Raw genomic sequence first — 23,151 nt, 5'->3', positions numbered from 1 at the left:
CGGCCGCACGATGAAGAGCAAAAGTTAGCATGATCGTTACCATGTTCGGGAGTCACATAGGAGATCAGATCCTGGAAATCGGGAAAAGTGCCAATCAGTTCACAATATTTGTGTATAAGAGTCAGAGGGGGCACTTAACAGCCCGCTGAATAATAACAGAGCCAGCCGACACTTCATCAGCGCGAGGCCTTTAATTGTGCCTTGTGCTGTTCCAGCAGATTTTCCGGCGGCGGTGGCACCTGCAGATAGAAGCCCTGGCTTGTCAGCGCCGCCATCACCCGGCTGGTCGAAGCAATCCCCAAGGGCCTGGCTGGGTCCAGCTTGGTCATCAATACCAGCTCAGGGCGACCAAATGTCCTCATCAGCACCTCGGGTACACGGGAAAAATCCTCTCTTCTTTCAACAAAAAGATAGGTCTCGGCTTTTTTGCGACTTTTATAGACTGCACATAACATGGAAATTGATATAATCCGACGGGTTTATTGCCTCTGATGGTGGCAAACTATAACATCAGGAATTGAATAACAATAACGGATTACCGTCTCTGTCTCGGGGAAGATTCATGGTTGAGCGCGATAACGAATTGAAAGGGACCACCTTCACTATTTCTGTGTTGCATATCAGCGATGGCAAGCCTGAGCGGATCCGCCAGTTGCTGGCGGCAAAGGTCGCCCAGGCACCCCTGTTTTTTAATTGTGCTCCCCTCGTCATCAATGTGGAACGGCTTGCGGATATTCCCGACTTCGAACAGCTTAAGGAGCTGGTGGAGTCTGAGGATTGCGTGCTGGTCGGGATCACGGGGACACAAAATGAGGCGATGAAGACGGCCGCCAAGGCGGCGGGGCTGGCGGTGATGGCCTCTGGCAAGAGCCGCAAGGCCGAGCATCCGCCGGAAAAAACACCCATCCCGGCGCCCGTGGTCGAGGTAAACGCCACCCCGGCGCCTCTGGTGCCGAGCAAGGTACACGTGGGCCCGGTGCGATCCGGCCAGCAGCTCTATGCTGCCGGCACCTCGCTGGTGATACTGGGCTCGGTGAGCCCGGGAGCCGAAGTCATCGCCGATGACAGCATTCATATCTATGGCACCCTGCGCGGCAGGGCCATAGCCGGTGCCAAGGGCAACACCCAGGCACGGATCTATTGCCAGCAATTACAGGCCGAGCTGCTATCCATCGCAGGCACGTTTCAACTGAGCGATGCACTGCCGGCAGGCCTGATACAACAGCCGGTACATGTCCGACTGGATAACGAACAACTCCGAATAGACCATATCAAATAGAGTTACAAGGAAGCGAGAATGGCGCGAATCATAGTCGTTACATCGGGTAAAGGTGGCGTTGGCAAGACCACAACCAGCGCAGCCCTGAGCACAGGTTTGGCTCAGCGTGGCCACAAGACGGTGGTCATCGATTTTGACATTGGCCTGAGAAATCTGGATCTCATCATGGGCTGCGAGCGGCGCGTGGTGTATGACTTCGTCAATGTGATCAACGGTGAGGCCAACCTCAATCAGGCCCTCATCAAGGACAAGCGCTGCGAAAATCTGTTCATCCTGCCTGCCTCCCAGACCCGGGACAAGGACGCCCTGACCCGTGAAGGGGTCGAGAAGATCCTGGATCAGCTGGCGGAGATGAAGTTTGATTACATCGTCTGCGACTCGCCAGCCGGGATCGAAGCGGGTGCCTTGATGGCGCTCTACTTTGCCGACGAGGCGATCGTCACCACCAACCCGGAAGTCTCTTCCGTGCGTGACTCGGATCGCATCCTCGGCATCCTGGCCTCCAAGTCCCGTCGTGCCGAGCGCGGCGAAGACCCGATCAAGGAACACCTGCTGCTCACTCGCTACTGCCCGACCCGCGTCAGCCGTGGCGACATGCTGAGCGTGCAGGATGTACAAGAGATCCTGGCTATCAAGCTGCTTGGGGTGATCCCGGAGTCTCAGGCTGTACTGCGCGCCTCCAACTCGGGGGAGCCGGTCATCCTGGACAAGGAGTCCGATGCCGGTCAGGCCTATGAGGATGCCGTTGCCCGTCTGCTGGGCGACACCAAGGATTTTCGTTTTCTGGAAGAAGAAAAGAAGGGCTTCTTTAGCCGACTGTTCGGGAGTTAAACATGTCATTATTGGATTATTTTCGTTCCAACAAGAAACAAAACACCGCACAACTGGCCAAAGAGCGGTTGCAGATCATAGTCGCGCACGAGCGTTCATCCAGAGGGGGGCCGGATTACCTGCCCCAGCTCAAACAGGACCTGCTCGAGGTGATCCGCAAATATGTGCAGATAGACCCTGACAAGATCACGGTCCAGCTGGACAAGAAGAGTGATGAGCTGTCGGTGCTGGAGCTCAACATCACCTTCGCCGATGACAAGAAGGGATGAGCTGACGCCCCATGCGTAACCCCTTCCCTCAATGAAGACCGGATCCTGTACCAGGATCCGGTTTTTTATTGTCACAAATGGGGCCGGCTCGCGGAGCAGATCTCGCCAAGGGAGAAGGGGCCAGCTAGAATAACGCGCCACCGTCCGGCATCGCCGGCGGGGCTTCTTTTTTTATTATCTGGAACAGACCAATGTCTTTGAACGACGAAATGCACAGCATCGAGGAACTGCTCGACACCGCCCTCGAACTTTTCATGGAGCTGGCCTCCGACAACCTGCCGGAGCAGGAGATAGCCCTGTTCAACCAGGCGTTCAACGATCGGGGTCTGCTGGCGGAGACCGATCCGGCCGATGACTGGGAAGCGGACGTGGGTTTTGCGGTGAGCGATGCCGAGTACGCCGAGATCTGGGTCGGGCTTGGCAATGCCGAGCAAGAGTATGAGCATCTGTTTGCCCGCATGCTGCTCTCCCGCCGTGTTGACGAGAAGTTCTGCCACATCGAATGGCTGCCCCAATAATTCCGGATCCCGATGATCCGCGCCACTACATCTGGGAGAACGAGCCCGTGCGACCCGCACTGGGGCGACGCCTGCTGAGCTGGCTCGGCAGGCTGCTGCTGGCAGCGCTGGTCAGCTCCATCGTCTCGGTGGCACTGCTGCGCTTCATCGATCCCCTCATGTGGTCATGGCGCATCGAGCGGGCCCTGTTTCCGCCCGCCAAGGTGGCCGAGGTCAAGCACGACTGGGTGCCGCTCGAGCGCATTTCGCGGGAGCTGCAGCTGGCGGTGATCGCCGCCGAGGATCAGCGCTTCCCAGACCATAACGGCTTCGACATGAATGCCATCAGCTCGGCACTCAAGCACAACCAGCGCAGCGAGCGGGTGCGGGGCGCCAGCACCCTCAGCCAGCAGACGGCCAAGAATCTCTTCATGTGGAGCGATCGCAGCTTCTTGCGCAAGGGGATCGAGGCCTGGTTCACCCTGCTGATGGAGCTGGGCTGGGACAAGTCCCGCATCCTCGAGGTCTATCTCAATATCGTGGAGTTCGGTCCCGGCATCTATGGCGCCGAAGCCGCTGCCAGGCACTATTTTGGCAAACTGGCCGCCCGCCTGACCCGCTATGAAGCCTCCCTGCTGGCCGCCGCCCTGCCCAATCCCTGGCGCTATCGGGTCAAGCCGCCCTCCCCCTATGTGCAGCAGCGTTCGGCCTGGATCCGCCGCCAGATGGGGCAGCTGGGCCAAGTCACCCTCAACAGGGTGCATCAGGCCGACTAAGGCATTCGGGCCCGGTAGGCGCACCTCAAACCTATGGGCTCGACCCCCTCACGCTCCCCGGCCACAGAAGATCAGTCAGAGTTCGGCGGGGAAGTCTCGGCCGGCGGGCCCAAATGACCGCCAACCGTGCCCTGGTGCAGCGGTAGATAGTGCCACCACCAGGCCTCCCGCCGTCGCTTGATCTGCTGTCGCCGCACCCGTCGCTTCATGTTCTCACTCCTGTGAACACGGACCGGGCTCAGCCAGCCCGGGTTAACCACCTCATCAACCATACCTCCTGTCCGCTTCGTTGGATAGGCAACAAGCGGCCATCCGCACTGGTCTGGCCGCCACCGTCAATACTTGCTACAGTAGCGAACCTCGATGTATCTGGAGTGATTTCATGGAACAGCGTACCCCGGATCAGCTGGTCGAATGGGCCTATGATCAGTTTCTTGAGCAGGCCGCAGACATGCTGGCCCCCGAACAAATCGTCGACATCACTCTGGAGTTCGAACAGCGTGGCGCCGTCGAGGCGACTCTGCCCAACGGAGACTGGTCAACCGAACTCGGTGTACCGGTCGACATGGAGCGCTGGGTCGAAGTGTGGGTTGGCTTGCTGGACCATCAGGATGAGTTTGAGGTGATCTATGCCACCTTCCTGCTGCCCCGTTATCTGAACGAGCACCATGTTCATGTGCGCTGGCACCGCCAGCAACAGGCATAAAAAAGGCGCCATGGGCGCCTTTCTTGTTTTTGTTCTTCGCTAAGCCTGCGCCGCTATGGCCGTGGCCAGACAGCGTCGACACCAGCAGGTACTGGCCTGCTGCATCGGCAAGGCAGGCAGCTGGCTGCACCAGCACTGATCTATGGTCTGACCGGCCGAGACGGCGCAAAACGCCGGTTCGCCACAGCCAGGGCACACATGGGTGCTTTTTGACCCATCCAGCTCTGCCATCACCGCCAGCTGGGCGTCGCTCTCCATGGCCGACCAGTGCCCTATCTCGGTCAGGGTACGGCCACAGCCGAGACAGAGCCCATCTCTGGCCTGACACTGGCCGATACAGGGACTCGGCACTTATTCGCCGTCCGGCGACGCTGCGGTCTCTGCCTCGACCAGCGTGATGCAGTTGTCTTCGATGACAATCTTACCCTGCTTGTAGAGACCGCCAATGGCCTTCTTGAAGGTGCCCTTGCTCATGTTGAACATCTTGTAGATGAGCTCGGGTTCACTCTTGTCGCCCACGGCCAGGCTGCCACCCTGCTTCATCAGCCGGGTCAGGATCCGGCCACCAGCGTCGTCCATCCGATCCATTCCCGGCTTTTGCAGAGTCAAGTCCAGTTTGCCATCATCACGAACCTGCTTGACCCAGGCGGTCAGCGGTCGCCCCGTCATCACCCGGCCAAACACCTCGTTCTTGAACAACATGCCGGAGTATTCACCGTTGACGACAGCCTTGATGCCAAGCGGAGTGTGTTCGCCCGGCAGCGCCGTCACCTCGTCGCCAGCCTTGAAGGGAGGCTGATCAGTGCGCAGGAAACGTTCCAGCCGGCTGGTGCCCACCATGCGCCCCTCGTTGTCGAGCATCAGGTGCACCAGATAGACGTGGCCCACCTGCATGGGTTTGTTCTGCTCACGAGTCGGCACAAACAAATCCTTTTTCATGCCCCAGTCGAGGAAGGCCCCGATCTTGTTGGCATTGACCACCTTGAGGCCGACTATGTCGCCCACCATGGCAAAGGGCTTGTCGGTAGTGATCACCGGCTCGCAGTCGGCATCCAGATAGAGAAAGACTTCCACACCGTCATCCTCGGCCACGCCTTCCGGCAGCTGACGCTTGGGCAGCAGCAGCTCGCCATATTCGTCGGCCGCAAGCCAGGCGCCCCTGTCTTCTAGCTCGATTACGGTGAGGGTGTTCATCTTGCCAATCTGTAACATGGTGATCTCTTCTTTCATTATCCGGATGGCCAATATTTCATTGCCCGTATGGGCGCGCATGTTACCTCAAGAGCGGTAACCGGGCCTAGTCCCCTTGCCCTTCTCCCACACGATTTTCGGGGTAGCCAGCTCGGCTTGTGGCGATATCATCGCCAGTCAGCCAGGGCTTGGCTGCAAATAACCCCACTTTTTGGTAGACTGTGCCGCTGTTAAAATCCAGAGGAACTGTCGATGAATCCATCCACTCGTACCCGTCATCTCAATCAATGGATCCAGACCCACAGTGGGCAGGACATGACTTACCCGGCGCTGCATGGTTTTCTGTGTGCCCGCCTGGTGGGACCGGATGCCCCTGACTGGCAAGCCCCGCTGGCGGGACTGCTGGAACAGGATGCCGAGCTGGATGAGAAGAGTGCCGAGGCATTGCACCACCTGATCGCCGAGCTGGAAGCACAGGCTGACGTGGCACAGCTCGCCTTGCCAAGCCAGTGCCGCCTCCCTACCGACAGCCCGGAGCAGGTGTTTGCGCAGAGCCACCCCCTTGGCCAGTGGTGTTACGGTTTCAGCCAGGGGTTTGCCTGCTGGCCCAAGCCGAAGGATCTGAACGATCCTACCACCCAGTACCGCTTCAGTCTGGCCGCCGAACTCAGCCTGTTTCGCGACAAGTCCATGGCCCAGATGCTGCACGTGGCGGCTGGCAGCGAGCTGCCCTTCATGGAATTTTGCAAACGCCAGCGTCAGAACATGAAGACGGCGCTCAATCAGCTGCTGCAGTTGGATGAGTATCAGGCAGTGCCCGACGCTCAGGCTGCCCTCGACAGCAAGCAGGCCGAACAGTGGCAACAGTGGTTCGAACTGGCCGATGCCTGCCGCGATCCCCAGGCTCGCCTTGGCTGGTTTGACAAGGTGATTGTCGATGCCGAGCCCCTGTTCGACGACACCTTCTGGCAACAGATGGCTGGCCACAGCTGGCGTGCCTACGAGGCCCGCCCTCTGCTCGCCGCCAGGGCCGGCCGGGCCGATTGCCTGTTGCGCCTCGGCCAGCTGGAGCAGGCTCGCCAGGAGTATCTGGCGCTGCTCGACCTGTGCATCGCCGATGAGCTGGGCTGCCGTTATACCCTCTCCAGTCTCTATGCCCTGCAAGGGGATTGGAGCGCCCTGCGCGCCTTGCTGGTCCGCTTCGACGAGGCCTCCAGCTGGCTGCTCTACAACAGGGCGTTGATGGCGTTTGTCTGTGATGGCCCCGAGGCGGCGCTGCCACAGCTGGATGCGGCCATCAAGGCCAATGCCCACGTGCCGGCCTGTCTGCTGGGTCAGCGCAAGCTGCCCAAGCAAGAGCCCCAGAGCTGGCAGGCAGGCAGTCGCGATGAGGCGGCGCGCTACACGTTGCAGAGCCGCGAGGCTTGGCTCAAGCACAACGCCTTGATTTGGCTGCGTAAAGGCTGACCAGCCCGAGGCAAAACCAGCCTCGAACAGACCCGGTTGCGGCGGATGACGTGCGCAACCGCACATTTCTCTGGTGCTTGTTCAGACAAATGTCCTTGTGTTACGTATCATCAAGGTCAAAGTATCAAGAGAAACTGCACCCGATGCAGCCGTCACAGCAGGATGTCATATGTCAAAGATCATAGAGCTGCTTGCGCACTACCCCCCCTATCAGCTGGTTCACGCCGCCGAAATGGTGCGCGATACCTTTGAGCAGTTTTACCAGCAGCGCTATCAGCTGACGGTGCCCCAGTGGCGCCTGATGATGGTGCTCGGCCCCAACTACCCCATTAGCCAGAAAGAGCTGGTAGAGGCAAGCGGGATGGACAAGGTGCGGATCTCACGCGAAATCCACCGCCTGGTGGAGAAGGGGATCCTGTTTACCGAAAGCAGCGAACAGGACAAGCGGGTCAGCCTGGTGTCACTCACCCAGGCCGGGCTCACCTTGTTCCAGCAACTCAAGACCGAAGCGGGCAGCTGGCAGCATACCCTCACCGACTATCTGCCCACCGAGGCGCGCCAGACCATTCGCCTGCACCTGCAAAGCGTCAGCGACGCCATCGAACAGCTCCATCTGCTGGATAACGAGCACACGTCATGAACCTGAATAACGTCGCCACCATGGACATCAACATGCTGCTGAGCCTTGTCAACATGCAGCTGCGTGATCGTTTTGATGATCTGGATGATCTCTGCAAGGCACAGGAGATCGACCAGGAAGCCTTGGTCGCCAGGCTTGCCAGCGGCGATTTCCACTACCGGCCGGATCAAAAACAGTTCAGATAGGGATCCGGATCACAACCCGGCCAACGGCACTGGCTCTGGCGGTAAAAGCTGATATGTTGATGGTTGCCCCGTGCATTGACACCCAGCAACATGTATGGATACATCAAGCTGTCATACTCGGTGGTTAGCCTTTCACTCGCGACCGCTAGCCAAGGACGACCCATGATGCTCCTGACCCGACAGACCAGCCTGATCACCCTCTGTAGCCTGCTCATCATCAGCCTGTTTTACCCCCGCCTGCCCGACAGCGCCGAACAGTGGCTCAGCACCCTGTTACTGGGCTCCCTGGTCGCCGTGTGCCTGATGGTGGGCAGTGGCTGCCGCCGCTTCATTCGGGATTGACTCGCGCCCTCTGCCCCTGTTGAACCATGTCTCTTCGCCCGCACCAAACAAAACAACGCAGCCCAAGGGCTGCGTTGTTTTGTTTGACATGGCGGGTGCGCCATGGCCAGTCGTTTGATCAGAGTGCCAGAGTTTCCAGCTGCCCCTTGGCCTGCGCCATGCCTTTGGCTTGTGCATCCGGGCCCATCCCCATCCCCTCGGCGTAGATGAAATCCACCTCTTTGATGCCGATGAAACCGAGCACGGTACGCATGTAAGGGGTCACCAGATCGGTGGCGCTGCCGACGTGCATGCCGCCGCGGGGGCTTATCACCAGGGCGCGGGTGTTCTCTACCAGACCGACCGGACCGGTTTCGGTATAGCGGAAAGTAACGCCAGCGCGAGCCACCAGATCGATCCAGTTTTTCAGCTGGGTCGGGATATTGAAGTTGTACATGGGGGCCGCAATCACCACCAGATCGCTCGCTTTGAGTTCGGCGATCAGCTCGTCGGACTGGGCGATCACCGCCAGCTGGCGCGCATTGAGGTTGTCACCACCGCGCAGGCCGGAGGCCAGCTCGCCATCCAGCACCGGCAGGTTGAGGGCGGCCAGATCCCGCACGGTCACGGTATCGCTCTGATGCTGGGCGAGGAAGCCGTCGATCAGGGCGTTGGATTGGGAATATTGACCCAGGATGCTGGATTTGAGTACGAGGATATTGGCCATGGTGAAACTCCATTTGATTGTCGGTTGAACAGCTTGGCTGTCGATGGAGGTCACTCTAAACATTGTGCTTATTTGCTGATAGCGAAAATAGATGCTCAACTTATTCAAAATTTTTGATGCTAGGCCACTTCCTCGCCAGCCAGCCCCGCGGTCGCGCTTCAACCCTTGGCAGAACAAACGATTGCCGTTATGATCCGCCGCACTTTTTTCCAGCGACCCGGATCCCATGATACCCTCGCGCAGGCATTCTCCTCTGGCCGGTGCAGTCTGGATGATGGTGGCAGGACTCTGCTTCGCCGCCGTCAACAGCCTGAGCCAGTATGTCAGCTTCACACTCGGCCTTGCCTCTACCCAGGTCGCCTTCCATCAATACCTGATCGCCCTGATCTGCCTGTTACCCTGGCTGGTTCGTCACGGCCTGCGCCAATCCCTGATGACCAATCAGTTCCGGCTGCACCTGCTGCGGGTGTTGCTGGCGGTGATCGGCATCCAGCTCTGGCTGTGGGCACTGGCGGTGCCCGTTCCCATCTGGCAGGGGATCGCCCTGCTGATGACCTCACCGCTGTTTGCCACCTTGGGCTCCGCCCTGCTGCTCAAGGAGCAGGTGAGCCGGGCCCGTATTCTGGCCACTCTGGCGGGCTTTGCCGGCGCCATGCTGATCCTCGCCCCCTGGGCTGACGATTTCAGCTGGGCCTCCCTGCTGCCGGTGGCGGCGGCGCTGTTCTGGGCGGGCTACTCCCTGCTGGTACGCTATCAGGCGGCCAACGAATCATCCCACACTATCGTGGTCTACCTGCTTATCTTCAGTACCCCGTTCAACGCCATGCTGGCGCTGCCAGAGTGGCAGTGGCCCACCGAGCCACAATGGCTGCTGCTGGCGGCAGCGGGCATTCTGTCGGCACTCGCGCACATGTCCATCGCTCGCGCCTACAGCGTGGCGGAGGCATCCTTCGTGCAGCCTTTCGATTTTGCCAAGCTGCCGATGAACGTGCTGGCGGGCTGGCTGGTCTTTGGCTGGGCGCCTCCCGGTAGGCTGTGGCTGGGCGCCGCCATCATCATTGGCGCCATTACCTTGCTGACCCATCTGGAGCAGCGCGCTCACAAACCCGTTTCCTGAGGTACGCCATGCGTGCCTCTTTTTTTGCCCGCTATTCCCGCAATCAAGTGTGCAATAGCGGCCATCCACAGTGACCATCGACATCAGGAGAGATCGTATGTTTGGAACCGCAACCCGCCCCGGCGCCACCCGCGCCCTGCTGCTGGGCTCCGGCGAACTCGGCAAGGAGGTCGCCATCGAGTTGCAACGGTTCGGGATCGAAGTGATCGCCGCCGACCGCTACCCCAATGCCCCCGCCATGCAAGTAGCCCATGCCGCCCGGGTGCTGGATATGCTCGATGGCGCCGCCCTGCGCGAGCTGGTCGCCGAGATCAAACCCGACCTCATCATCCCCGAGATCGAGGCCATCGCCACCGATACCCTGGCCGCCCTTGAGCAAGAAGGGGTCAAGGTAGTGCCCAACGCCCGCGCCACCCAGCTCACCATGAACCGGGAAGGGATCCGCCGCCTCGCCGCCGAGACTCTGGGTCTGCCCACCTCCCCCTACCGCTTTGCCCAGAGCAAAGAGGAGTTTGTCGCAGCGGTCGAGGCCATCGGCCTGCCCTGCGTGGTGAAACCTGTGATGAGCTCATCCGGCAAGGGGCAGAGCGTGTTACGCGATCTCGCCAAGCTGGATGAGAGCTGGACTTACGCCCAGGAGGGTGGCCGCGCCGGTCGTGGCAAGGTGATCGTCGAAGGGTTCGTTCCTTTCGAGTATGAAATCACCCTGCTCACGGTACGCGCCGTCGATGGCATTCACTTCTGCGAGCCGATCGGCCACCGTCAGGAAGATGGCGACTATCGCGAATCCTGGCAGCCGCAGGCGATGAGCGAGCTGGCGCTGGCCCGCTCCAAAGAGGTGGCCGCCAAGGTGGTCGAGGCGCTGGGCGGCTATGGCCTGTTCGGAGTCGAGCTCTTTATCAGGGGCGATGAGGTGTGGTTCAGCGAAGTCTCCCCCCGCCCCCACGACACCGGCATGGTGACCCTGATTTCTCAGGATCTCTCCGAATTCGCCCTGCACGTACGCGCCATTCTGGGGCTGCCGGTCGGCACCATCACCCAGTACGGGCCGAGCGCCTCTGCCGTGGTGCTGCGCGACGGGCACAGCCAGAATATCCGCTATCAGGGGATTGGTGAGGCGTTGACGCTGGTACCGGGTGCCCAGCTGCGGCTGTTTGGCAAGCCGGAGATCGCCGGTCGCCGCCGTCTCGGCGTGGCGCTGGCCCGCGCAGAGGATTGCCCGGCTGCGGTGGAAAAAGCCAAAGCCGTGGCCGCCAAGGTCGAGGTGATGTTCTAAGGGCTTTTTTTGCCACCGTAAAACAAACGTTTGCCGATGTGATCGGGCGCAAGGGGCATGGCACTGCCCCTTTTGCATTTGCCGGTCAGGCTTATAATCCCCTCTTCAAATTTGTCAGGAGTACAAGATGCTAGCTGCGGTGATCTTCGATATGGATGGTGTTCTGATCGACTCGGAACCCTTTTGGCAACAGGCCCAGATGGCCGTTTTCTCCGAACTGGGTCACCCCCACACCGTCGAGGATTGTGAATCGACCATAGGCGTGCGCATCGATCAGCTGGTGGCACACTGGTATCGGCTCCGCCCCTGGGTGGGCCCCAGCCAGGAAGAGGTGGTGCAGCGCATCCTGGATCGGGTCAATGCCCTCATTCTGAGCGAAGGTCAGGCCAAGGCGGGTGTGCTGGACGCGCTCGACCTTATCGAGGCACGCGGGCTGAAAGTGGGTCTGGCCACCTCTTCCCCGTTTGCCATGGTAGAAGCGGTTCTCGGCAAGCTCGGCATCCGTGATCGCTTCCTGGCGGTGCACTCCGCCGAGGTGGAGCGATTCGGCAAGCCGCACCCGGATGTCTATATCCACGCGGCCGAGAAGCTCGGCGTCGAACCTGTGCACTGTCTGGCCATTGAAGACAGCTTTACCGGCCTGCTGGCGGCCAAGGCGGCCTCCATGAAAGCACTCATCGTACCGGATCCCGCCCTGGTGGGCGATCCACGTCTGGCCATCGCCAACTACCAGCTAAGCTCGCTGGCCGAACTGGATGCCGACATGCTGGCCAGCTGGGTCGCGTGAACGCGCGCGCGCGCCTGGGGCGCATAGGGCCAGAAAGCCTGAAGCACCCCACCTTGATCTTGGTCATAAACGTGCACTTGCTCGCGGTTAACCCCCTCCTGGCCGACTAGAATCAGGGAAGATAGGCGGCCAGTCGGCCCCAGGAGGTCACTATGATCGAGTACACCAGCAAGCGTATCGTCTGCCCCCACTGTGGCCACCACACCCGAGTCGAGCTGGATGCCAGCCAGGGGGATCAGGAGTTCTACGAAGATTGCATGGCCTGTTGCAACCCCATCCACCTGCGGCTGCACCGGGATGAGGCCCGCGACTGCCTGCAGCTGTTTGTGGATGCCGACGACGAGCAGCTGTTCTGACTGCGAATCACAAAAAACAGTCACGCGGTTTTGACTGCGAGCGAACGCGAACAAGGGATCACAAAGGGCCTACAGGATGCAGGCCCTTTTCTATGGCAAGTCGCCAGAAGCGAGCAAAACCTGGCAGATCACCCCGGCTGGCGCGCTGCCAGCACCCGCTCCACGGTATCGACGATGGCCTGGGTCTGGGGATCGATCTCGATATTGGTGTGCCAGCCCGCTTTGACCCAGCCCAGGTTGGTACGGGCCAGGGTCTCCGGGATCAGGTTGACGCAAAATGTGTTCTCACGCACCTCCCCCACGGTCAGGCTGATGCCGTCGATGCCGATGTAACCCTTGGTCAGCACATATTTCATCAACTCGGGGGCCAGGCGATACCACACCTGACGGTTGTTGGGGGTGTCGATGACGGAGATCACCTCAGCCGTGCCCATGATGTGGCCAGACATAGCATGGCCGCCAATCTCGTCACCAAAGCGGGCCGCCCGCTCCACGTTGACCTTGTCCCCCGTTTGCAACTGACCGAGGTTGGTCAAACGCAAGGTTTCCTGCATCAGATCGAAGCTGACCAGATCCCCTTCCACCCGGGTAACCGTCAGGCAACAGCCGTTATGGGCCACGGAGGCGCCGAGCGCCAATCCCTCGCCCCAAACCCGGCTTGGCATACGGATCACGTGGATGCGAAAGTTGGGCTGCTCTTCAATGGCCACCAGTTCGGCGGTCCCCTGCACTATGCCGGTGAACATGTCTCGTCTCCTGCTACGAAAAAAAGGCAGGTTAACCCCGCGTTGCGGCACTGACAAGCGCACCAGCTGACAAGCCAGCCCTCGATCGCTATAGTGGCGGCGTTTACATTCGGGTTAACGAGGAAAAGAAATGCAGGTATATCAATGTTGTGAGGCCATTCGCATCGCCTATAACCAGATCGGCTCAGGTGATCAGGGCTATGTGCCGCAGGCCATCGCCGCGACCATCAGGGCGCTCAACGCCGTGGCCTCTGACGAGCGGGTACCAGCCGACCTGCGCGAGCAAGCCGCCTATGCCGCCGCCAATCTGCTGATCAGCGATCACGAAGACGCCTGAACCCGCTACAAAGCCATGGCTCAACCGTTTCGCGATGGTTGATTTTCAGGCTAGAATGCCCCCCCGCATGTTGTCTCCCCGCAGTGGGGGGACAAAAGCCCATCCGTTACCCGCTCTTTCTCTTTTTATCTGATCCACTCGGAGGTGTCAGTGCAACGTTACTTGTCCGAGGCGAGGCAGCTCGTTCGTTTAGCCAGCCCCATTCTGGTGGCCCAGGTGGCCCAGATCGCCATGAACTTTGTCGATACCGTGATGGCAGGACAGGTCAGTGCCGTGGATCTGGCGGCTGTGTCGGTTGCCTCCAGCTTCTGGTTGCCGATCATCTTGCTGGTGCAGGGCATCATCATGGCGCTCACCCCCATCGTCTCCCAGCTCAACGGCGCCCGTAAACGGGACGAGATCCGCCCGGCCGTGCACCAGGGTTTCTGGCTGGCCCTGATGGTGACCCCCATCGCCATGGTGGCGCTCTATTTCAGTCCGCTGGCGCTGCACTTCATGGACGTGGATCCGGTCATGGCTGCCAAGACTGCCGGCTACCTGCACGCCATTTTGTGGGGCCTACCCGCCTTCGTGATGTTCCAGGTGCTGCGCAACTTCAGTGAGGGACTCTCCCACACCATGCCAACCATGGTGATCGGCTTTGTCGGGCTGGCGGTCAATATTCCCGCCAATTACATTTTCATTCACGGTCACTTCGGTATGCCCAAGCTCGGCGGCGTCGGCTGCGGTGTGGCCACCGCCATCGTACTGTGGGCCATGCTGCTGGCGATGATCGTCTACGTGAAGCTCTCCCCCCACTTCAAGAAGATCAACTTGTTTGCCCAGCTTGCACGCCCCAACGGCAGCCGGATCTGGCGCCTGTTTCGTCTCGGCTTCCCCATCGCCATGGCCATTTTCTGCGAAGTGACCCTGTTTACCGTGGTGGCCTTGATACTGGCCCCGTTCGGTGCAGAGACGGTGGCTAGCCACCAGATTGCGCTCAACTTCTCCAGCCTGGTGTTTATGCTGCCCCTCTCCATCGGGGTGGGTGTCACCATCCGGGTCGGCCACAGCATAGGGGAAGGCCAACCCCATCACGCCCGGGTGGCCGCCCGAACTGGTCTGATGCTGGGCATGGCCGTCGCCGTCTGCACCGCTGCCCTGACCGTGCTGCTGCGCGAACAGATAGCGACTATCTACACCGACGACCTGCAGGTGATCACGCTGGCCGCTACCCTGCTGTTCTTTGCCGCCATCTATCAGGTTTCCGATTCGGTGCAAGTGGTGGCGGCCGCTGCACTGCGCGGGTACAAGGATACCCAGGCGATCTTCTACGTCACCATCGTCGCCTACTGGGGGCTGGGGCTGCCGACCGGCATGATCCTGGGTCTGACCGACTGGCTGGTACCGCGGATGGGGCCGCAGGGCTTCTGGATCGGCTTTATCGTCGGCCTCACCAGTGCCGCCCTGATGCTGGGGGCGAGATTGCGCTACATCTACGGTCGTTTTGCTACCCCGGAGGCCTGCACTACCTTGTCGCGGGCCCAGTAACAGGGCGTTGGAAGCGACAACTCGCCTGCAAAATCAACAGGCTGCGCAAGAACTGGGCAAACAGTCTCCTTTGTGCGTGCGGCCTGTTGACAGCCTTGGGGGGCATGGGTAGTATGCCGACCACGTCAGCAGTGCTGGCGTAGTGAAGAAACAATAAAGTGGGTTTATAGCTCAGTTGGTTAGAGCACTACCTTGACATGGTAGGGGTCGTTGGTTCGAATCCAATTAAACCCACCACTTTTCTGTGATGCGTCCTTAGCTCAGCTGGGTAGAGCACCACCTTGACATGGTGGGGGTCGGTGGTTCGAATCCACTAGGACGCACCATCACAAAATACCGAGTATGCGTCCTTAGCTCAGCTGGTTAGAGCATCACCTTGACATGGTGGGGGTCGGTGGTTCGAATCCACTAGGACGCACCATATTCCCGTGAGTTGACCTCCTTCAGGTTCAACCTCATGCGAATAGAAAAAGTTGCCTGATGTGGGTTTATAGCTCAGTTGGTTAGAGCACTACCTTGACATGGTAGGGGTCGTTGGTTCGAATCCAATTAAACCCACCACTTCTCGCAAATGAAAAGCCGCATCGCGCACCCTGCGTCCTTAGCTCAGCTGGTTAGAGCATCACCTTGACATGGTGGGGGTCGGTGGTTCGAATCCACTAGGACGCACCAGATTAGAAAAGCCCGCTCATCGAGCGGGCTTTTTGCATTCTGCTTTACTGCCATCGCTTCCCCGCCATCCTGACACAGCCCCGCCCCTGGTTGCGGGTGCGACGTCGCTAGAAGAGATCCAGCTGCTGGCCGCAGATCCGGTCGAATGACTCGCCGATGAAGGGCAGTATGGCGTCGGCGATGGGCCTTAGCTGCTTGTCGATGTAGTGCTCGTAATCGATGGCGCTGCGTCTGTATTCCAGCGGTTCCGGGCCACCCAGCGTCATCAGATAGGCGATGGTGCCCCTGTGCTGATAACGCTGGGGCTGACCGCGGCGCAGGTTCTCCTCGTCGGCCAGCCGCGCCGCCCGCACATGGGGCGGCACATTCTTCTGATACTCTTCGAGCTTCTGGCGCAGCCGCTTGCGGTAGATAAGCAGATCATCGTGCAGGCCAGCCCGGGTCTGATCCACTATAGTGCGCACATAGCCGCTGGGGTCCTCATCGTGAAACACCAGCTCGTAGAGCCGCGTCTGGAATTGCTTGGCCAGCATGGTCCAGTCGGTGCGCACCGATTCCAACCCCTTGAACACCAGGTGCTCCTCCTCCCCTCGCCCCTCTTCCTGTTTTCCAACCAGGCCGGCGTAGCGCTTCTTGCTCCCCTTCTCCAACCCGCGAATGGTGGGCATCAAGAAGCGACGATAGTGGGTCTCGTACTGGATCTCCAAATGGCTCGGCAGGTCGAATTCACGCTTGATCAGCGCACTCCAGTTGTCGTTGATCATTCGGGCCAGCTCATGGCCAATTTCATCCGCCTGCTGCGGGCTTGTCTCCCTCCCCAGGTGGACGAAGGTGGAATCGGTGTCACCGTAGATCACCTCGAATCCCTGCGCCTCTATCCACTCCCGGGTCTGCTGCATGATGCTGTGGCCGCGCAAGGTGATGGAAGAGGCAAGCCTGGGGTCATAGAAACGACAGCCACCCGAGCCCAGCACGCCGTAAAAGGAGTTCATGATGATCTTGATAGCCTGGGAGAGCGCCTTGTTGCTGGCTGCCTTGGCCCTGTCCCGCGCCGCCCACAGGGTGGCGATAAGATCCGGCAGAAAGTGGCGAGTACGGGAAAACAGGGCGCCGCGAAAGCCGGGAATGGCCTCGTCCGGATGCTGCAACCCCTCTATCAACCCCATGGGATCGATGCAGAAGGTGCGGATGATGCTGGGATACAGGCTCTTGAAATCGAGCACCAGCACGTGACGATAGAGACCGGGTTTGGAGTCCATCACATAGCCACCGGGGCTCGCGAGCCCGCCATCGGCAGGCAGATTGGGCGCCACGTAGCCGCCGCGATGGAGCCGCGGCAGGTAGAGGTTGGTGAAGGCCGCCACCGATCCCCCCACCCTGTCCAGCTCAAGCCCGGTGAGAGAGGCCCGCTCGATGGCAAAGGGGATCAGGTGGCAGTAGTCGAAGATCTCCCACACCAGCCTGCAATCTTCCAGGTTGTAGCGGGCGAGCGCCTCCTTGTCGGAGTGGAACAGTTCGGTGATCTTCTCTCCCCGATTGGCCACATCCTCGATATCCTTGCCGCGACCGAGCAGCTCGCTTGCCACTGCATCCAGGCTGTAGCTGGCAAACTGCCAGGTGGCGCTTTTGAGGGTATCGATGCCGTCGAGCACCATGCGGCCCGGGATGATGACGTTGCCGGTCTGGGGATCGTTACGCGATGAGCGCCAGAAGCAGAGTTCGCGCCCCCGCCCGAGCCGCAGCCGCCGCTTGTTGAGCTCGGCGCGGCGCAGCAGCAGACGAAAATCGAAATTGACTACGTTCCAGCCGATCACCAGATCGGGGTCGTGCTGGCTGAACCAGGTTTCCAGCGCGCTCAGCAGGCCATTTTCATCCGCCACCCACTCGATGCGAGTCTCCCACGCCTCGGCACCGGCTTCGGGGGCGCCAATCATGATGACCCGCGCATCCTCATGGCTATAGAGCCCTACCGAGAAGAGGGCCCCGTCCATGGCACACTCCACGTCCAGCGACACCCAGGAGAGGCTCGGCGTCACCGCCTGCGGGGCGCAGCGCGCCTCGTTCACCTCCCAGTAGCCACGCTTGCCCCCCTTCTGCAGGGCATGGCCGCCAAAACGCACCCCGGCGGTGATGAAGCGCTCCATCAGGAAACGCTCCGGCAACCGGATATCCGCCTCGAAGTGCTCCAGCCCGCGAATGAGCAGCAGCTCGATGGCACGGTGAAAGGCGCTCAGGGTCGAAAAATAGCAGCCCACCACGGCACGCCCGTCGAAGGTGTGCATGGGCAAACGGCGAAATCGCCCGCTCACCCCAGCCCCCTTGAACAGCTCGGCCGCCTCCTGCATGTGGCTCTGCGGCAGGAAGAAGACGGGCTCTTGCCCCGGCACCACCAGCCGCACCGGCCCCTGCGCGCTCCAGAGCCACATCACTATCTCGGTGCGCCCCCCTTGCCCGGCACGGCCACGTACGTCCCGGCCATGACGGGTCAGGATGAAACCGTCGCGAGGAGGCGTGGCAGGAGAGGTGACAGTCACAGTGGGCTGGGTCGCAGTCATTCAGGATAAAGAGGTCGGCCTTGGGATGAGACTATTGTACGTTCATACAGTGCCTGGCCGCAATCGCCACGCCAGGCTGCGCGACAGGCGCCAAGCTGGTAAGCTCGACCCTCTGCCCATGCGCCGGGAGCCCAGTGATAACGGCCCGTTCCCTGCGCCTATTTGCCTACTACAAGGAGCCCTGGTGACACTCTATTCCCTGCTGGACCGGCTGACCATTTCCTACCAGCGCATCGACCATGCCCCCGTCTTCACCTGTGAGGAGGCGAGCACACTGCTGCCCGATCTGCCCGCCGCCAGGACCAAGAACCTGTTTTTGCGCGACCCGAAAAGTGAACGGCTGTTTTTGGTGGTGGCGCCGGAGGAGAGTCGGGTCGATCTCAAGGCGCTGGCCATGGCGCTCGGGGTCAAGCGGCTGAGCTTTGGCTCCCCCGAGCGGCTCAATGCGGTGCTCGGCCTCACCCCCGGCGCCGTCACCCTGCTCGCCATGGTGCGCGACACAGAACGGGCGGTGGCGCTGGTGGTGGACCAAACCATCTGGCATGCCGAACAGGTGCAGTGCCACCCGCTGGTCAACACCGCCACCCTCATCATCACGCTGGACGATGTGCGCCGCCTGCTGGCCCACCTGGGCCGGGAGGCCACCATCATGGCACTGCCGGTGCAGCCAACCTGACTCACTCAGATCAGTAGCGCGATCGACATCCTCGTCTCGAGTTCTTGATGAATCGAATCAGCTGCCGCCATCGTTCCGGTTGTGGTCGCTATCGGACTACAACAGCTCAAGCCATTGATAATGAGCGGGATGCATCTTGTCATCCAGCACTGTCATGGCGACCCTCAGGGTCGAGACACAGTGACCGGCAGGACAAAGCCCATAGAGACCCCTTGATGCAAAATCTGTTTTCCTCAGTACAGTTGTCGAGGCTGGTGCTGTTTGTCACGCTGTCGCACGTCGGTGACGCGGCCAAGCCCCGGCAGACGGCAGCGCTACGCGCATGACGGCCACCATAGTGTGCCGGGCCGCGCAACGTGCCGATGCGCCCGCCTATCGCCGTTATGTGGCCGAATGCGGTGAAGCAGGCCTGCCGCTCTATCAGGTGGCGCAGTTTGATCCCGATGGCTGGCTGCAAAGCCTGCTCCATCATGCCGAGGGACACCAGCTGCCCATGGGGTATCCGCCTACCACTACCTACTTTGCGCTTGAGAAAGGGGAGATCCTCGGGGCCCTGCGCCTGCGCCACGGCGACAATCCGGCCACCCGGGCGTGGCTTGGCCACATCGGCTACGAGACCCGCCCCTCCCGCCGTGGTGAAGGGGTCGCCCGTACTCTGCTGCTCTGGTTGCAGCAACATGTATTGACCAGCCCAGTGCTCATCAGCTGTGACGAAACGAATAGAGCCTCCCTCAAGATCATTGAATCTGCCAACGGACAATGGCTGGATCGCCGCTACCATGCCGGAGATAACTGCTGGGTGCGGTTTTACCGGATCTCTCCCTCTGGATGGCAGCCAGCCTGACTCAGTGCGGGCCCAATAAAAAGAGCGCCGCTAAGGCGCTCATGTTGTGACTGATGAGGTGATGATGGCGGGGATCAGTAGCTGTCTTCCTGCTCGGCGTTCATTCGGGCCAGACGGGCATGGGCTTCCTCTTCGGCGCTCTCGATTTCATGCAGCACGGCATCGATGTCGATGGCCTCGGTGCTCTCCTCGAACAGGCCGGTCAGCTCGCTCTCCGGGGTCAGCTTGCCATCTTCGAACAAGGCCCACATCTCCTTGGCGTAGCGGGTATTGAGCAGCTCGGGGGCATACATGCCGTAGTAGTTGCGCATGTTGTTGACGTCCCGCTCCAGCATGGCCTTGGCCTGGTTGTTGGCGGCGGCATCCACCACCTGGGGCAGATCTATGATGACGGGCCCCTGGCCATCCACCAGCACGTTGAATTCGGAAAGATCGCCGTGGATGAGGCCGGCACAGAGCATGCACACCACGTAGCGGATCACCTTGGCGTGATCGGCGATGGCCTGCTCGGACGAGAGCGCCACATCGTTGAGACGGGGGGCCACGTTGCCCTCCTCGTCGGTGATGAGCTCCATCAGGAGCACGCCGTCGAGGCAGACATAGGGCTGTGGCACCCGCACCCCGGCCGCCGCCAGCTTGAACAGGGCATCGACCTCGGTGTTCTGCCACACCTCTTCGTGTTGCTTGCGACCGTACTTGGAGCCCTTCTCCATGGCGCGGGCGCTGCGGCTGTTGCGTACCTTGCGCCCTTCCTGATAGACCACAGCCTGCTTGAAGCTGCGCTTGGACGCCTCTTTATAGACCTTGGCGCAGCGGATCTCGTCACCGCAGCGCACCACATAGACGTCGGCCTCTTTGCCGCTCATCAGCCGGCTGATGACGTCATCGACCAGGCCGTCATCAACCAGAGGTTGGATTCGATTTGGAATTTTCATGGCCGCCCTTTTACCCTATTTGCGCATCAGAAGATAGCCCCTGTGGGGCCTGCGTGCATATCCCTGTTATCTGGCGCCCCGCGGCGCCCTAATTGCCGACTTTTTGCCCACCACATTGCTTGCAGGACAAGCGCTTGTCGCCGCCCTGTGCCCAACACGCCAACCGATGTCTTTCCCTTCAGGGTTCGGGTGGCAGACCGCGGCGGATCCGCTTAATCCCCTCTTCATAGAGACCGTCCGGCCCCTCCTGATGCTCCTGGGTTTCGAAGATCTTGAGAAACCACATGTACTGCTCGGGATAACGGCGCAACTGTCGCTCCACCATGCAATTCATGGCGTTGACGTCGGCGGTCAAATCGTCCGTGGGGTAAGGATCAAACGGGGGGTCAATCTCAAGCCGGTAGCACTCTTCATCCTCGTCGTAGCAGGCGAAGATGGGCACAGCCCTGGCGCCGGTCAGCGCCACCAGCTTGGGCAGTGCTGGCAGGGTCGCCTTGGGGTGGCCGAAGAAGGGGATGAACAAGCTGGCCTCGCGGCCATGATCCTGATCCGGCAGATAGAAGAAACTGGCGCCGCTGCGAATGGCCTTGATGGCCGGCTTGATGCCGACACTGCGCTCATACACCTTGCCCCCCTTGGCCCGTTCGCGGTTGATGTACCAGTCAAATACCTGATCTTTCGGGCTCTTCATCATGGTGCACAGAACAAGCCCCTCGTCGCTCAGGTAGCGGCCAATCATGTCCACCGCCCAGGTGTGGGGCACCACCAGTATCATGGGACGCCCGGCGGCCTGTTCCGCCGCTATATGTTCCCAGCCCCGCACCTTGATGCGGCTTTTAAGATGCGCTGCGCTGCGCAGGGTCAGCTCGCCAAAGCCCATGAAGGTCTTGAGGCCGGTGCGGATCGCTTTGAGCAAGAGGGTGCGGCGTCCGGCCGCATCCAGCTCGGGAAAACAGATCTTGAGATTGGTCTCGGCAATGTAAGCCTGCTTTTTGGAAAGGCGCAGCAACGCCGGGGCCATGGCATTGGCAAACCACCCGCGCACGCCGTGAGGCACCAGTGCCAGCAGGCACAAAAAACCAAGCGCCAGCCAACTGCCCCACCAGCGCGGATGGAGCAGACGGACATGAAATGAGGAGTCAAAAACCGGATCGTGTGAAGACATGGCCACCATCAAGTCATAAAAAATAAACGGTTATTGTAATTATCCTGATATTTTTTTCCACTTTGGGGTGCCAGGGGCTGCGCAAGCCCAGGCGTGGCGCCCACAAAAATGGCCCCGAAGGGCCATGACAAACAGCGCTGACACCCGCTCAGGGACGAGGGGGAAGATCGCCCCGGATCCGCTTAATGCCCTCTTCGTAGAGGCCATCCGGCCCTTCCTGATCCTCACGGGTATCGAAGATCTTGAGGAACCACATGTACTGGCCGGGATGGCGGGTCAGCTGCTGCTGCACCATGTCATTCATGCGACAAGTATCCGCCATCAGATCGGCGCTGGGATAATCCGTAAACGGCGCCTCTATCTCCAGACGGTAGCAGTAGTGCGCCTCGTCATAGCAGGCCAGCAAGGGCACAGCCCGGGCACCGCTGAGCTGCACCAGACGTGGCAGGGCTGGCAGAGTTGCCTTGGGATAGCCGAAGAAGGGAGCGAAGATACTCGCCTCACGGCCATGATCCTGGTCCGGCAGATAGAAGAAGCTGTGTCCACGCTTGATGGTTCTGATCACCGACTTGATACCGGCACTGCGTTCATAGACACGGCAGCCATTCTTGTCCCGCTCCCGATTGATGTGCCAGTCAAAGACCGGATTGCGGGCACTCTTCATCATGGTGCACATGGGCACGCCGCGCTGAGTGAAGTAGTAGCCGGCAGCATCGACTGGCCAGCTATGGGGGACCACCAGGATCATGGGGCGACCGGCGGCCTGCTCCGCCTCGATATGCTCCCAGCCACTCACCTGGATGCGCTTCATCAGGTAGGCGGGACTGCGCACCGTGAACTCACCAAAGCCGAGCAGGGTCTTGAGACCGATGCGAATCGAGGTCATCAGGATGGCATCACGCTCGGCTTGGCTCTTGTTGGCAAAGCAGATATCCAGATTGGTTTTGGCGATGTAGATCTGTTTCTTGGAGACCTTGAGCACCAGCGGCGCCAACCATTCTGCCAGCTTGTCACGCCAACGCGGCGGCACGAAGGCGAGCAGACACAGCGCCCCCAGTGCCAACCAGCTTGGCCAGTAACGCGGTCGCAATAAACGGGTCTGAAAAGAGGTGTCAAACACAGGATCTAGGGAAGACATGAATGAGGTCAAACGAAGAAAATGGGGTTGCATTGTATTCATCCTGACAGGTAATACCAGTGAAATTCATCATGAGCACCTCAGGGTGAGCGCTGGTTCAAAAAATGGATTCCCCAGCGGCAAAAAAG

At 60.2% G+C, this 23,151-nt stretch carries 27 protein-coding genes and 5 tRNA genes; 23 read left to right on the top strand and 9 right to left on the bottom strand.

Annotated features, from left to right (window positions below):
* Nucleotides 1-176: 176 nt before the first annotated feature.
* The gene (locus tag GWQ22_RS13370; protein WP_042037332.1) at nt 177-455 is read right to left on the bottom strand and encodes a YcgL domain-containing protein; all 279 of its coding nucleotides are present in this window, start codon (nt 453-455) and stop codon (nt 177-179) included.
* A 107-nt stretch (nt 456-562) separates the two neighbouring features.
* Between GWQ22_RS13370 and minC the strand changes: the two genes are divergently transcribed.
* From minC to GWQ22_RS13340, 6 genes are all read left to right on the top strand, one after another.
* The gene (gene minC / locus GWQ22_RS13365; RefSeq protein ID WP_275930597.1) at nt 563-1,279 is read left to right on the top strand and encodes a septum site-determining protein MinC; all 717 of its coding nucleotides are present in this window, start codon (nt 563-565) and stop codon (nt 1,277-1,279) included.
* An 18-nt stretch (nt 1,280-1,297) separates the two neighbouring features.
* On the top strand, nt 1,298-2,110 hold the full coding sequence (minD, locus tag GWQ22_RS13360; protein WP_042037334.1) for a septum site-determining protein MinD: 813 nt from the start codon (nt 1,298-1,300) through the stop codon (nt 2,108-2,110).
* Nucleotides 2,111-2,112: 2 nt separating this feature from the next.
* A complete protein-coding gene (gene minE, locus GWQ22_RS13355; RefSeq protein ID WP_042037335.1) occupies nt 2,113-2,379 on the top strand; it encodes a cell division topological specificity factor MinE in 267 nt (88 codons plus the stop codon).
* Nucleotides 2,380-2,570: 191 nt separating this feature from the next.
* Nucleotides 2,571-2,897, top strand: a complete 327-nt coding sequence (locus GWQ22_RS13350; protein WP_275930596.1) for an HI1450 family dsDNA-mimic protein — start codon at nt 2,571-2,573, stop codon at nt 2,895-2,897.
* 47 nt (nt 2,898-2,944) lie between these two features.
* On the top strand, nt 2,945-3,652 hold the full coding sequence (mtgA, locus tag GWQ22_RS13345; protein ID WP_275930598.1) for a monofunctional biosynthetic peptidoglycan transglycosylase: 708 nt from the start codon (nt 2,945-2,947) through the stop codon (nt 3,650-3,652).
* Nucleotides 3,653-4,034: 382 nt separating this feature from the next.
* The gene (locus GWQ22_RS13340) at nt 4,035-4,358 is read left to right on the top strand and encodes an HI1450 family dsDNA-mimic protein (RefSeq protein WP_043138804.1); all 324 of its coding nucleotides are present in this window, start codon (nt 4,035-4,037) and stop codon (nt 4,356-4,358) included.
* A gap of 39 nt (nt 4,359-4,397) precedes the next feature.
* On the opposite strand, the gene GWQ22_RS13335 is transcribed toward GWQ22_RS13340, so the two are convergent.
* Together GWQ22_RS13335 and GWQ22_RS13330 are read right to left on the bottom strand one after the other, a co-directional pair.
* Entirely contained in the window at nt 4,398-4,709 is a 312-nt protein-coding gene (locus GWQ22_RS13335) for a DUF1289 domain-containing protein (RefSeq protein ID WP_275930595.1), read from the bottom strand.
* Nucleotides 4,710-5,588 carry a S1-like domain-containing RNA-binding protein gene (locus GWQ22_RS13330; protein WP_042037340.1) on the bottom strand — a complete coding sequence of 293 codons (879 nt, stop codon included), beginning with the start codon at nt 5,586-5,588 and terminating at the stop codon, nt 4,710-4,712. It abuts the gene before it with no gap.
* 213 nt (nt 5,589-5,801) lie between these two features.
* Here GWQ22_RS13330 and GWQ22_RS13325 point away from each other — a divergent pair, with 213 nt between their 5' ends.
* From GWQ22_RS13325 to GWQ22_RS13310, 4 genes are all read left to right on the top strand, one after another.
* The gene (locus GWQ22_RS13325; RefSeq protein ID WP_275930594.1) at nt 5,802-7,016 is read left to right on the top strand and encodes a UPF0149 family protein; all 1,215 of its coding nucleotides are present in this window, start codon (nt 5,802-5,804) and stop codon (nt 7,014-7,016) included.
* A 169-nt stretch (nt 7,017-7,185) separates the two neighbouring features.
* Nucleotides 7,186-7,656 carry a MarR family transcriptional regulator gene (locus tag GWQ22_RS13320; protein WP_042037342.1) on the top strand — a complete coding sequence of 157 codons (471 nt, stop codon included), beginning with the start codon at nt 7,186-7,188 and terminating at the stop codon, nt 7,654-7,656.
* On the top strand, nt 7,653-7,841 hold the full coding sequence (locus tag GWQ22_RS13315) for a DUF4250 domain-containing protein (protein ID WP_275930593.1): 189 nt from the start codon (nt 7,653-7,655) through the stop codon (nt 7,839-7,841). Before GWQ22_RS13320 ends, GWQ22_RS13315 begins: the two co-directional genes overlap by 4 nt.
* A gap of 162 nt (nt 7,842-8,003) precedes the next feature.
* Nucleotides 8,004-8,183, top strand: a complete 180-nt coding sequence (locus GWQ22_RS13310) for a hypothetical protein (RefSeq protein ID WP_042037344.1) — start codon at nt 8,004-8,006, stop codon at nt 8,181-8,183.
* A gap of 118 nt (nt 8,184-8,301) precedes the next feature.
* Here the strand turns inward: GWQ22_RS13310 and GWQ22_RS13305 are convergent, their stop codons facing one another.
* Nucleotides 8,302-8,889 carry an FMN-dependent NADH-azoreductase gene (locus GWQ22_RS13305; protein ID WP_181364742.1) on the bottom strand — a complete coding sequence of 196 codons (588 nt, stop codon included), beginning with the start codon at nt 8,887-8,889 and terminating at the stop codon, nt 8,302-8,304.
* A 226-nt stretch (nt 8,890-9,115) separates the two neighbouring features.
* Between GWQ22_RS13305 and GWQ22_RS13300 the strand changes: the two genes are divergently transcribed.
* From GWQ22_RS13300 to GWQ22_RS13285, 4 genes are all read left to right on the top strand, one after another.
* Nucleotides 9,116-10,006: a DMT family transporter gene (locus tag GWQ22_RS13300; protein WP_042037346.1), complete on the top strand. Its 891-nt coding sequence runs from the start codon at nt 9,116-9,118 to the stop codon at nt 10,004-10,006.
* A gap of 97 nt (nt 10,007-10,103) precedes the next feature.
* Complete coding sequence (purT, locus tag GWQ22_RS13295) at nt 10,104-11,282, top strand: formate-dependent phosphoribosylglycinamide formyltransferase (RefSeq protein WP_275930592.1); 1,179 nt, start codon at nt 10,104-10,106, stop codon at nt 11,280-11,282.
* Nucleotides 11,283-11,409: 127 nt separating this feature from the next.
* Nucleotides 11,410-12,069, top strand: a complete 660-nt coding sequence (gene hxpB, locus GWQ22_RS13290) for a hexitol phosphatase HxpB (RefSeq protein ID WP_275930591.1) — start codon at nt 11,410-11,412, stop codon at nt 12,067-12,069.
* 152 nt (nt 12,070-12,221) lie between these two features.
* On the top strand, nt 12,222-12,425 hold the full coding sequence (locus tag GWQ22_RS13285; RefSeq protein WP_005336871.1) for a CPXCG motif-containing cysteine-rich protein: 204 nt from the start codon (nt 12,222-12,224) through the stop codon (nt 12,423-12,425).
* 128 nt (nt 12,426-12,553) lie between these two features.
* Here the strand turns inward: GWQ22_RS13285 and GWQ22_RS13280 are convergent, their stop codons facing one another.
* Nucleotides 12,554-13,171, bottom strand: a complete 618-nt coding sequence (locus tag GWQ22_RS13280) for a riboflavin synthase (protein WP_042037350.1) — start codon at nt 13,169-13,171, stop codon at nt 12,554-12,556.
* Between the two features lie 130 nt (nt 13,172-13,301).
* Here GWQ22_RS13280 and GWQ22_RS13275 point away from each other — a divergent pair, with 130 nt between their 5' ends.
* From GWQ22_RS13275 to GWQ22_RS13245, 7 genes are all read left to right on the top strand, one after another.
* Nucleotides 13,302-13,508, top strand: a complete 207-nt coding sequence (locus tag GWQ22_RS13275) for a YaeP family protein (protein WP_042037351.1) — start codon at nt 13,302-13,304, stop codon at nt 13,506-13,508.
* Nucleotides 13,509-13,658: 150 nt separating this feature from the next.
* The gene (locus GWQ22_RS13270; protein WP_275930590.1) at nt 13,659-15,038 is read left to right on the top strand and encodes an MATE family efflux transporter; all 1,380 of its coding nucleotides are present in this window, start codon (nt 13,659-13,661) and stop codon (nt 15,036-15,038) included.
* 160 nt (nt 15,039-15,198) lie between these two features.
* A tRNA-Val gene (locus tag GWQ22_RS13265) sits at nt 15,199-15,275 on the top strand.
* A 12-nt stretch (nt 15,276-15,287) separates the two neighbouring features.
* Nucleotides 15,288-15,364: transfer RNA gene (locus GWQ22_RS13260), tRNA-Val, on the top strand.
* Between the two features lie 18 nt (nt 15,365-15,382).
* A tRNA-Val gene (locus tag GWQ22_RS13255) sits at nt 15,383-15,459 on the top strand.
* 63 nt (nt 15,460-15,522) lie between these two features.
* Nucleotides 15,523-15,599 (top strand) — tRNA-Val (locus GWQ22_RS13250).
* 34 nt (nt 15,600-15,633) lie between these two features.
* Nucleotides 15,634-15,710 (top strand) — tRNA-Val (locus tag GWQ22_RS13245).
* Nucleotides 15,711-15,817: 107 nt separating this feature from the next.
* Here GWQ22_RS13245 and GWQ22_RS13240 read toward each other — a convergent pair.
* Nucleotides 15,818-18,265: a DNA polymerase II gene (locus GWQ22_RS13240; protein ID WP_275930589.1), complete on the bottom strand. Its 2,448-nt coding sequence runs from the start codon at nt 18,263-18,265 to the stop codon at nt 15,818-15,820.
* Between the two features lie 184 nt (nt 18,266-18,449).
* Here GWQ22_RS13240 and GWQ22_RS13235 point away from each other — a divergent pair, with 184 nt between their 5' ends.
* On the top strand, nt 18,450-18,941 hold the full coding sequence (locus GWQ22_RS13235) for a prolyl-tRNA synthetase associated domain-containing protein (protein ID WP_275930588.1): 492 nt from the start codon (nt 18,450-18,452) through the stop codon (nt 18,939-18,941).
* Between the two features lie 322 nt (nt 18,942-19,263).
* On the top strand, nt 19,264-19,785 hold the full coding sequence (locus GWQ22_RS13230) for a GNAT family N-acetyltransferase (RefSeq protein ID WP_275930587.1): 522 nt from the start codon (nt 19,264-19,266) through the stop codon (nt 19,783-19,785).
* A gap of 74 nt (nt 19,786-19,859) precedes the next feature.
* On the opposite strand, the gene GWQ22_RS13225 is transcribed toward GWQ22_RS13230, so the two are convergent.
* The 3 genes from GWQ22_RS13225 to lpxM all read right to left on the bottom strand — a co-directional run bounded on the left by GWQ22_RS13225 (nt 19,860) and on the right by lpxM (nt 23,023).
* On the bottom strand, nt 19,860-20,720 hold the full coding sequence (locus tag GWQ22_RS13225) for a PA4780 family RIO1-like protein kinase (RefSeq protein WP_275930586.1): 861 nt from the start codon (nt 20,718-20,720) through the stop codon (nt 19,860-19,862).
* 178 nt (nt 20,721-20,898) lie between these two features.
* Nucleotides 20,899-21,894 carry a lauroyl-Kdo(2)-lipid IV(A) myristoyltransferase gene (locus GWQ22_RS13220; protein WP_212513478.1) on the bottom strand — a complete coding sequence of 332 codons (996 nt, stop codon included), beginning with the start codon at nt 21,892-21,894 and terminating at the stop codon, nt 20,899-20,901.
* Nucleotides 21,895-22,033: 139 nt separating this feature from the next.
* Nucleotides 22,034-23,023, bottom strand: a complete 990-nt coding sequence (gene lpxM / locus GWQ22_RS13215) for a lauroyl-Kdo(2)-lipid IV(A) myristoyltransferase (protein WP_275930585.1) — start codon at nt 23,021-23,023, stop codon at nt 22,034-22,036.
* Between the last annotated feature and the right edge of the window lie 128 nt (nt 23,024-23,151).

The sequence above is a fragment of the Aeromonas sp. 1HA1 genome, from assembly GCF_029237385.1.
Lineage (GTDB): Bacteria > Pseudomonadota > Gammaproteobacteria > Enterobacterales > Aeromonadaceae > Aeromonas > Aeromonas popoffii.
Note: the sequence above shows the minus strand (reverse complement) of the source record. Positions and strands in the feature narration are given on the sequence as shown.

Bases quoted from the DNA above. Each gene is read 5' to 3' on its own strand.
- GWQ22_RS13275 (WP_042037351.1), top strand. From the start codon at position 13,302: ATGCAGGTATATCAATGTTGTGAGGCCATTCGCATCGCCTATAACCAG.
- GWQ22_RS13220 (WP_212513478.1), bottom strand. From the start codon at position 21,894: ATGGTGGCCATGTCTTCACACGATCCGGTTTTTGACTCCTCATTTCAT.
- GWQ22_RS13350 (WP_275930596.1), top strand. From the start codon at position 2,571: ATGTCTTTGAACGACGAAATGCACAGCATCGAGGAACTGCTCGACACC.
- GWQ22_RS13230 (WP_275930587.1), top strand. From the start codon at position 19,264: ATGACGGCCACCATAGTGTGCCGGGCCGCGCAACGTGCCGATGCGCCC.
- GWQ22_RS13225 (WP_275930586.1), bottom strand. From the start codon at position 20,720: ATGAAAATTCCAAATCGAATCCAACCTCTGGTTGATGACGGCCTGGTC.
- GWQ22_RS13330 (WP_042037340.1), bottom strand. From the start codon at position 5,588: ATGAAAGAAGAGATCACCATGTTACAGATTGGCAAGATGAACACCCTC.
- minC (WP_275930597.1), top strand. From the start codon at position 563: ATGGTTGAGCGCGATAACGAATTGAAAGGGACCACCTTCACTATTTCT.
- hxpB (WP_275930591.1), top strand. From the start codon at position 11,410: ATGCTAGCTGCGGTGATCTTCGATATGGATGGTGTTCTGATCGACTCG.
- GWQ22_RS13315 (WP_275930593.1), top strand. From the start codon at position 7,653: ATGAACCTGAATAACGTCGCCACCATGGACATCAACATGCTGCTGAGC.
- GWQ22_RS13325 (WP_275930594.1), top strand. From the start codon at position 5,802: ATGAATCCATCCACTCGTACCCGTCATCTCAATCAATGGATCCAGACC.
- GWQ22_RS13340 (WP_043138804.1), top strand. From the start codon at position 4,035: ATGGAACAGCGTACCCCGGATCAGCTGGTCGAATGGGCCTATGATCAG.
- minE (WP_042037335.1), top strand. From the start codon at position 2,113: ATGTCATTATTGGATTATTTTCGTTCCAACAAGAAACAAAACACCGCA.
- GWQ22_RS13300 (WP_042037346.1), top strand. From the start codon at position 9,116: ATGATACCCTCGCGCAGGCATTCTCCTCTGGCCGGTGCAGTCTGGATG.
- GWQ22_RS13370 (WP_042037332.1), bottom strand. From the start codon at position 455: ATGTTATGTGCAGTCTATAAAAGTCGCAAAAAAGCCGAGACCTATCTT.
- lpxM (WP_275930585.1), bottom strand. From the start codon at position 23,023: ATGTCTTCCCTAGATCCTGTGTTTGACACCTCTTTTCAGACCCGTTTA.
- GWQ22_RS13280 (WP_042037350.1), bottom strand. From the start codon at position 13,171: ATGTTCACCGGCATAGTGCAGGGGACCGCCGAACTGGTGGCCATTGAA.
- GWQ22_RS13240 (WP_275930589.1), bottom strand. From the start codon at position 18,265: ATGACTGCGACCCAGCCCACTGTGACTGTCACCTCTCCTGCCACGCCT.
- GWQ22_RS13310 (WP_042037344.1), top strand. From the start codon at position 8,004: ATGATGCTCCTGACCCGACAGACCAGCCTGATCACCCTCTGTAGCCTG.
- purT (WP_275930592.1), top strand. From the start codon at position 10,104: ATGTTTGGAACCGCAACCCGCCCCGGCGCCACCCGCGCCCTGCTGCTG.
- GWQ22_RS13305 (WP_181364742.1), bottom strand. From the start codon at position 8,889: ATGGCCAATATCCTCGTACTCAAATCCAGCATCCTGGGTCAATATTCC.
- GWQ22_RS13320 (WP_042037342.1), top strand. From the start codon at position 7,186: ATGTCAAAGATCATAGAGCTGCTTGCGCACTACCCCCCCTATCAGCTG.
- minD (WP_042037334.1), top strand. From the start codon at position 1,298: ATGGCGCGAATCATAGTCGTTACATCGGGTAAAGGTGGCGTTGGCAAG.
- GWQ22_RS13285 (WP_005336871.1), top strand. From the start codon at position 12,222: ATGATCGAGTACACCAGCAAGCGTATCGTCTGCCCCCACTGTGGCCAC.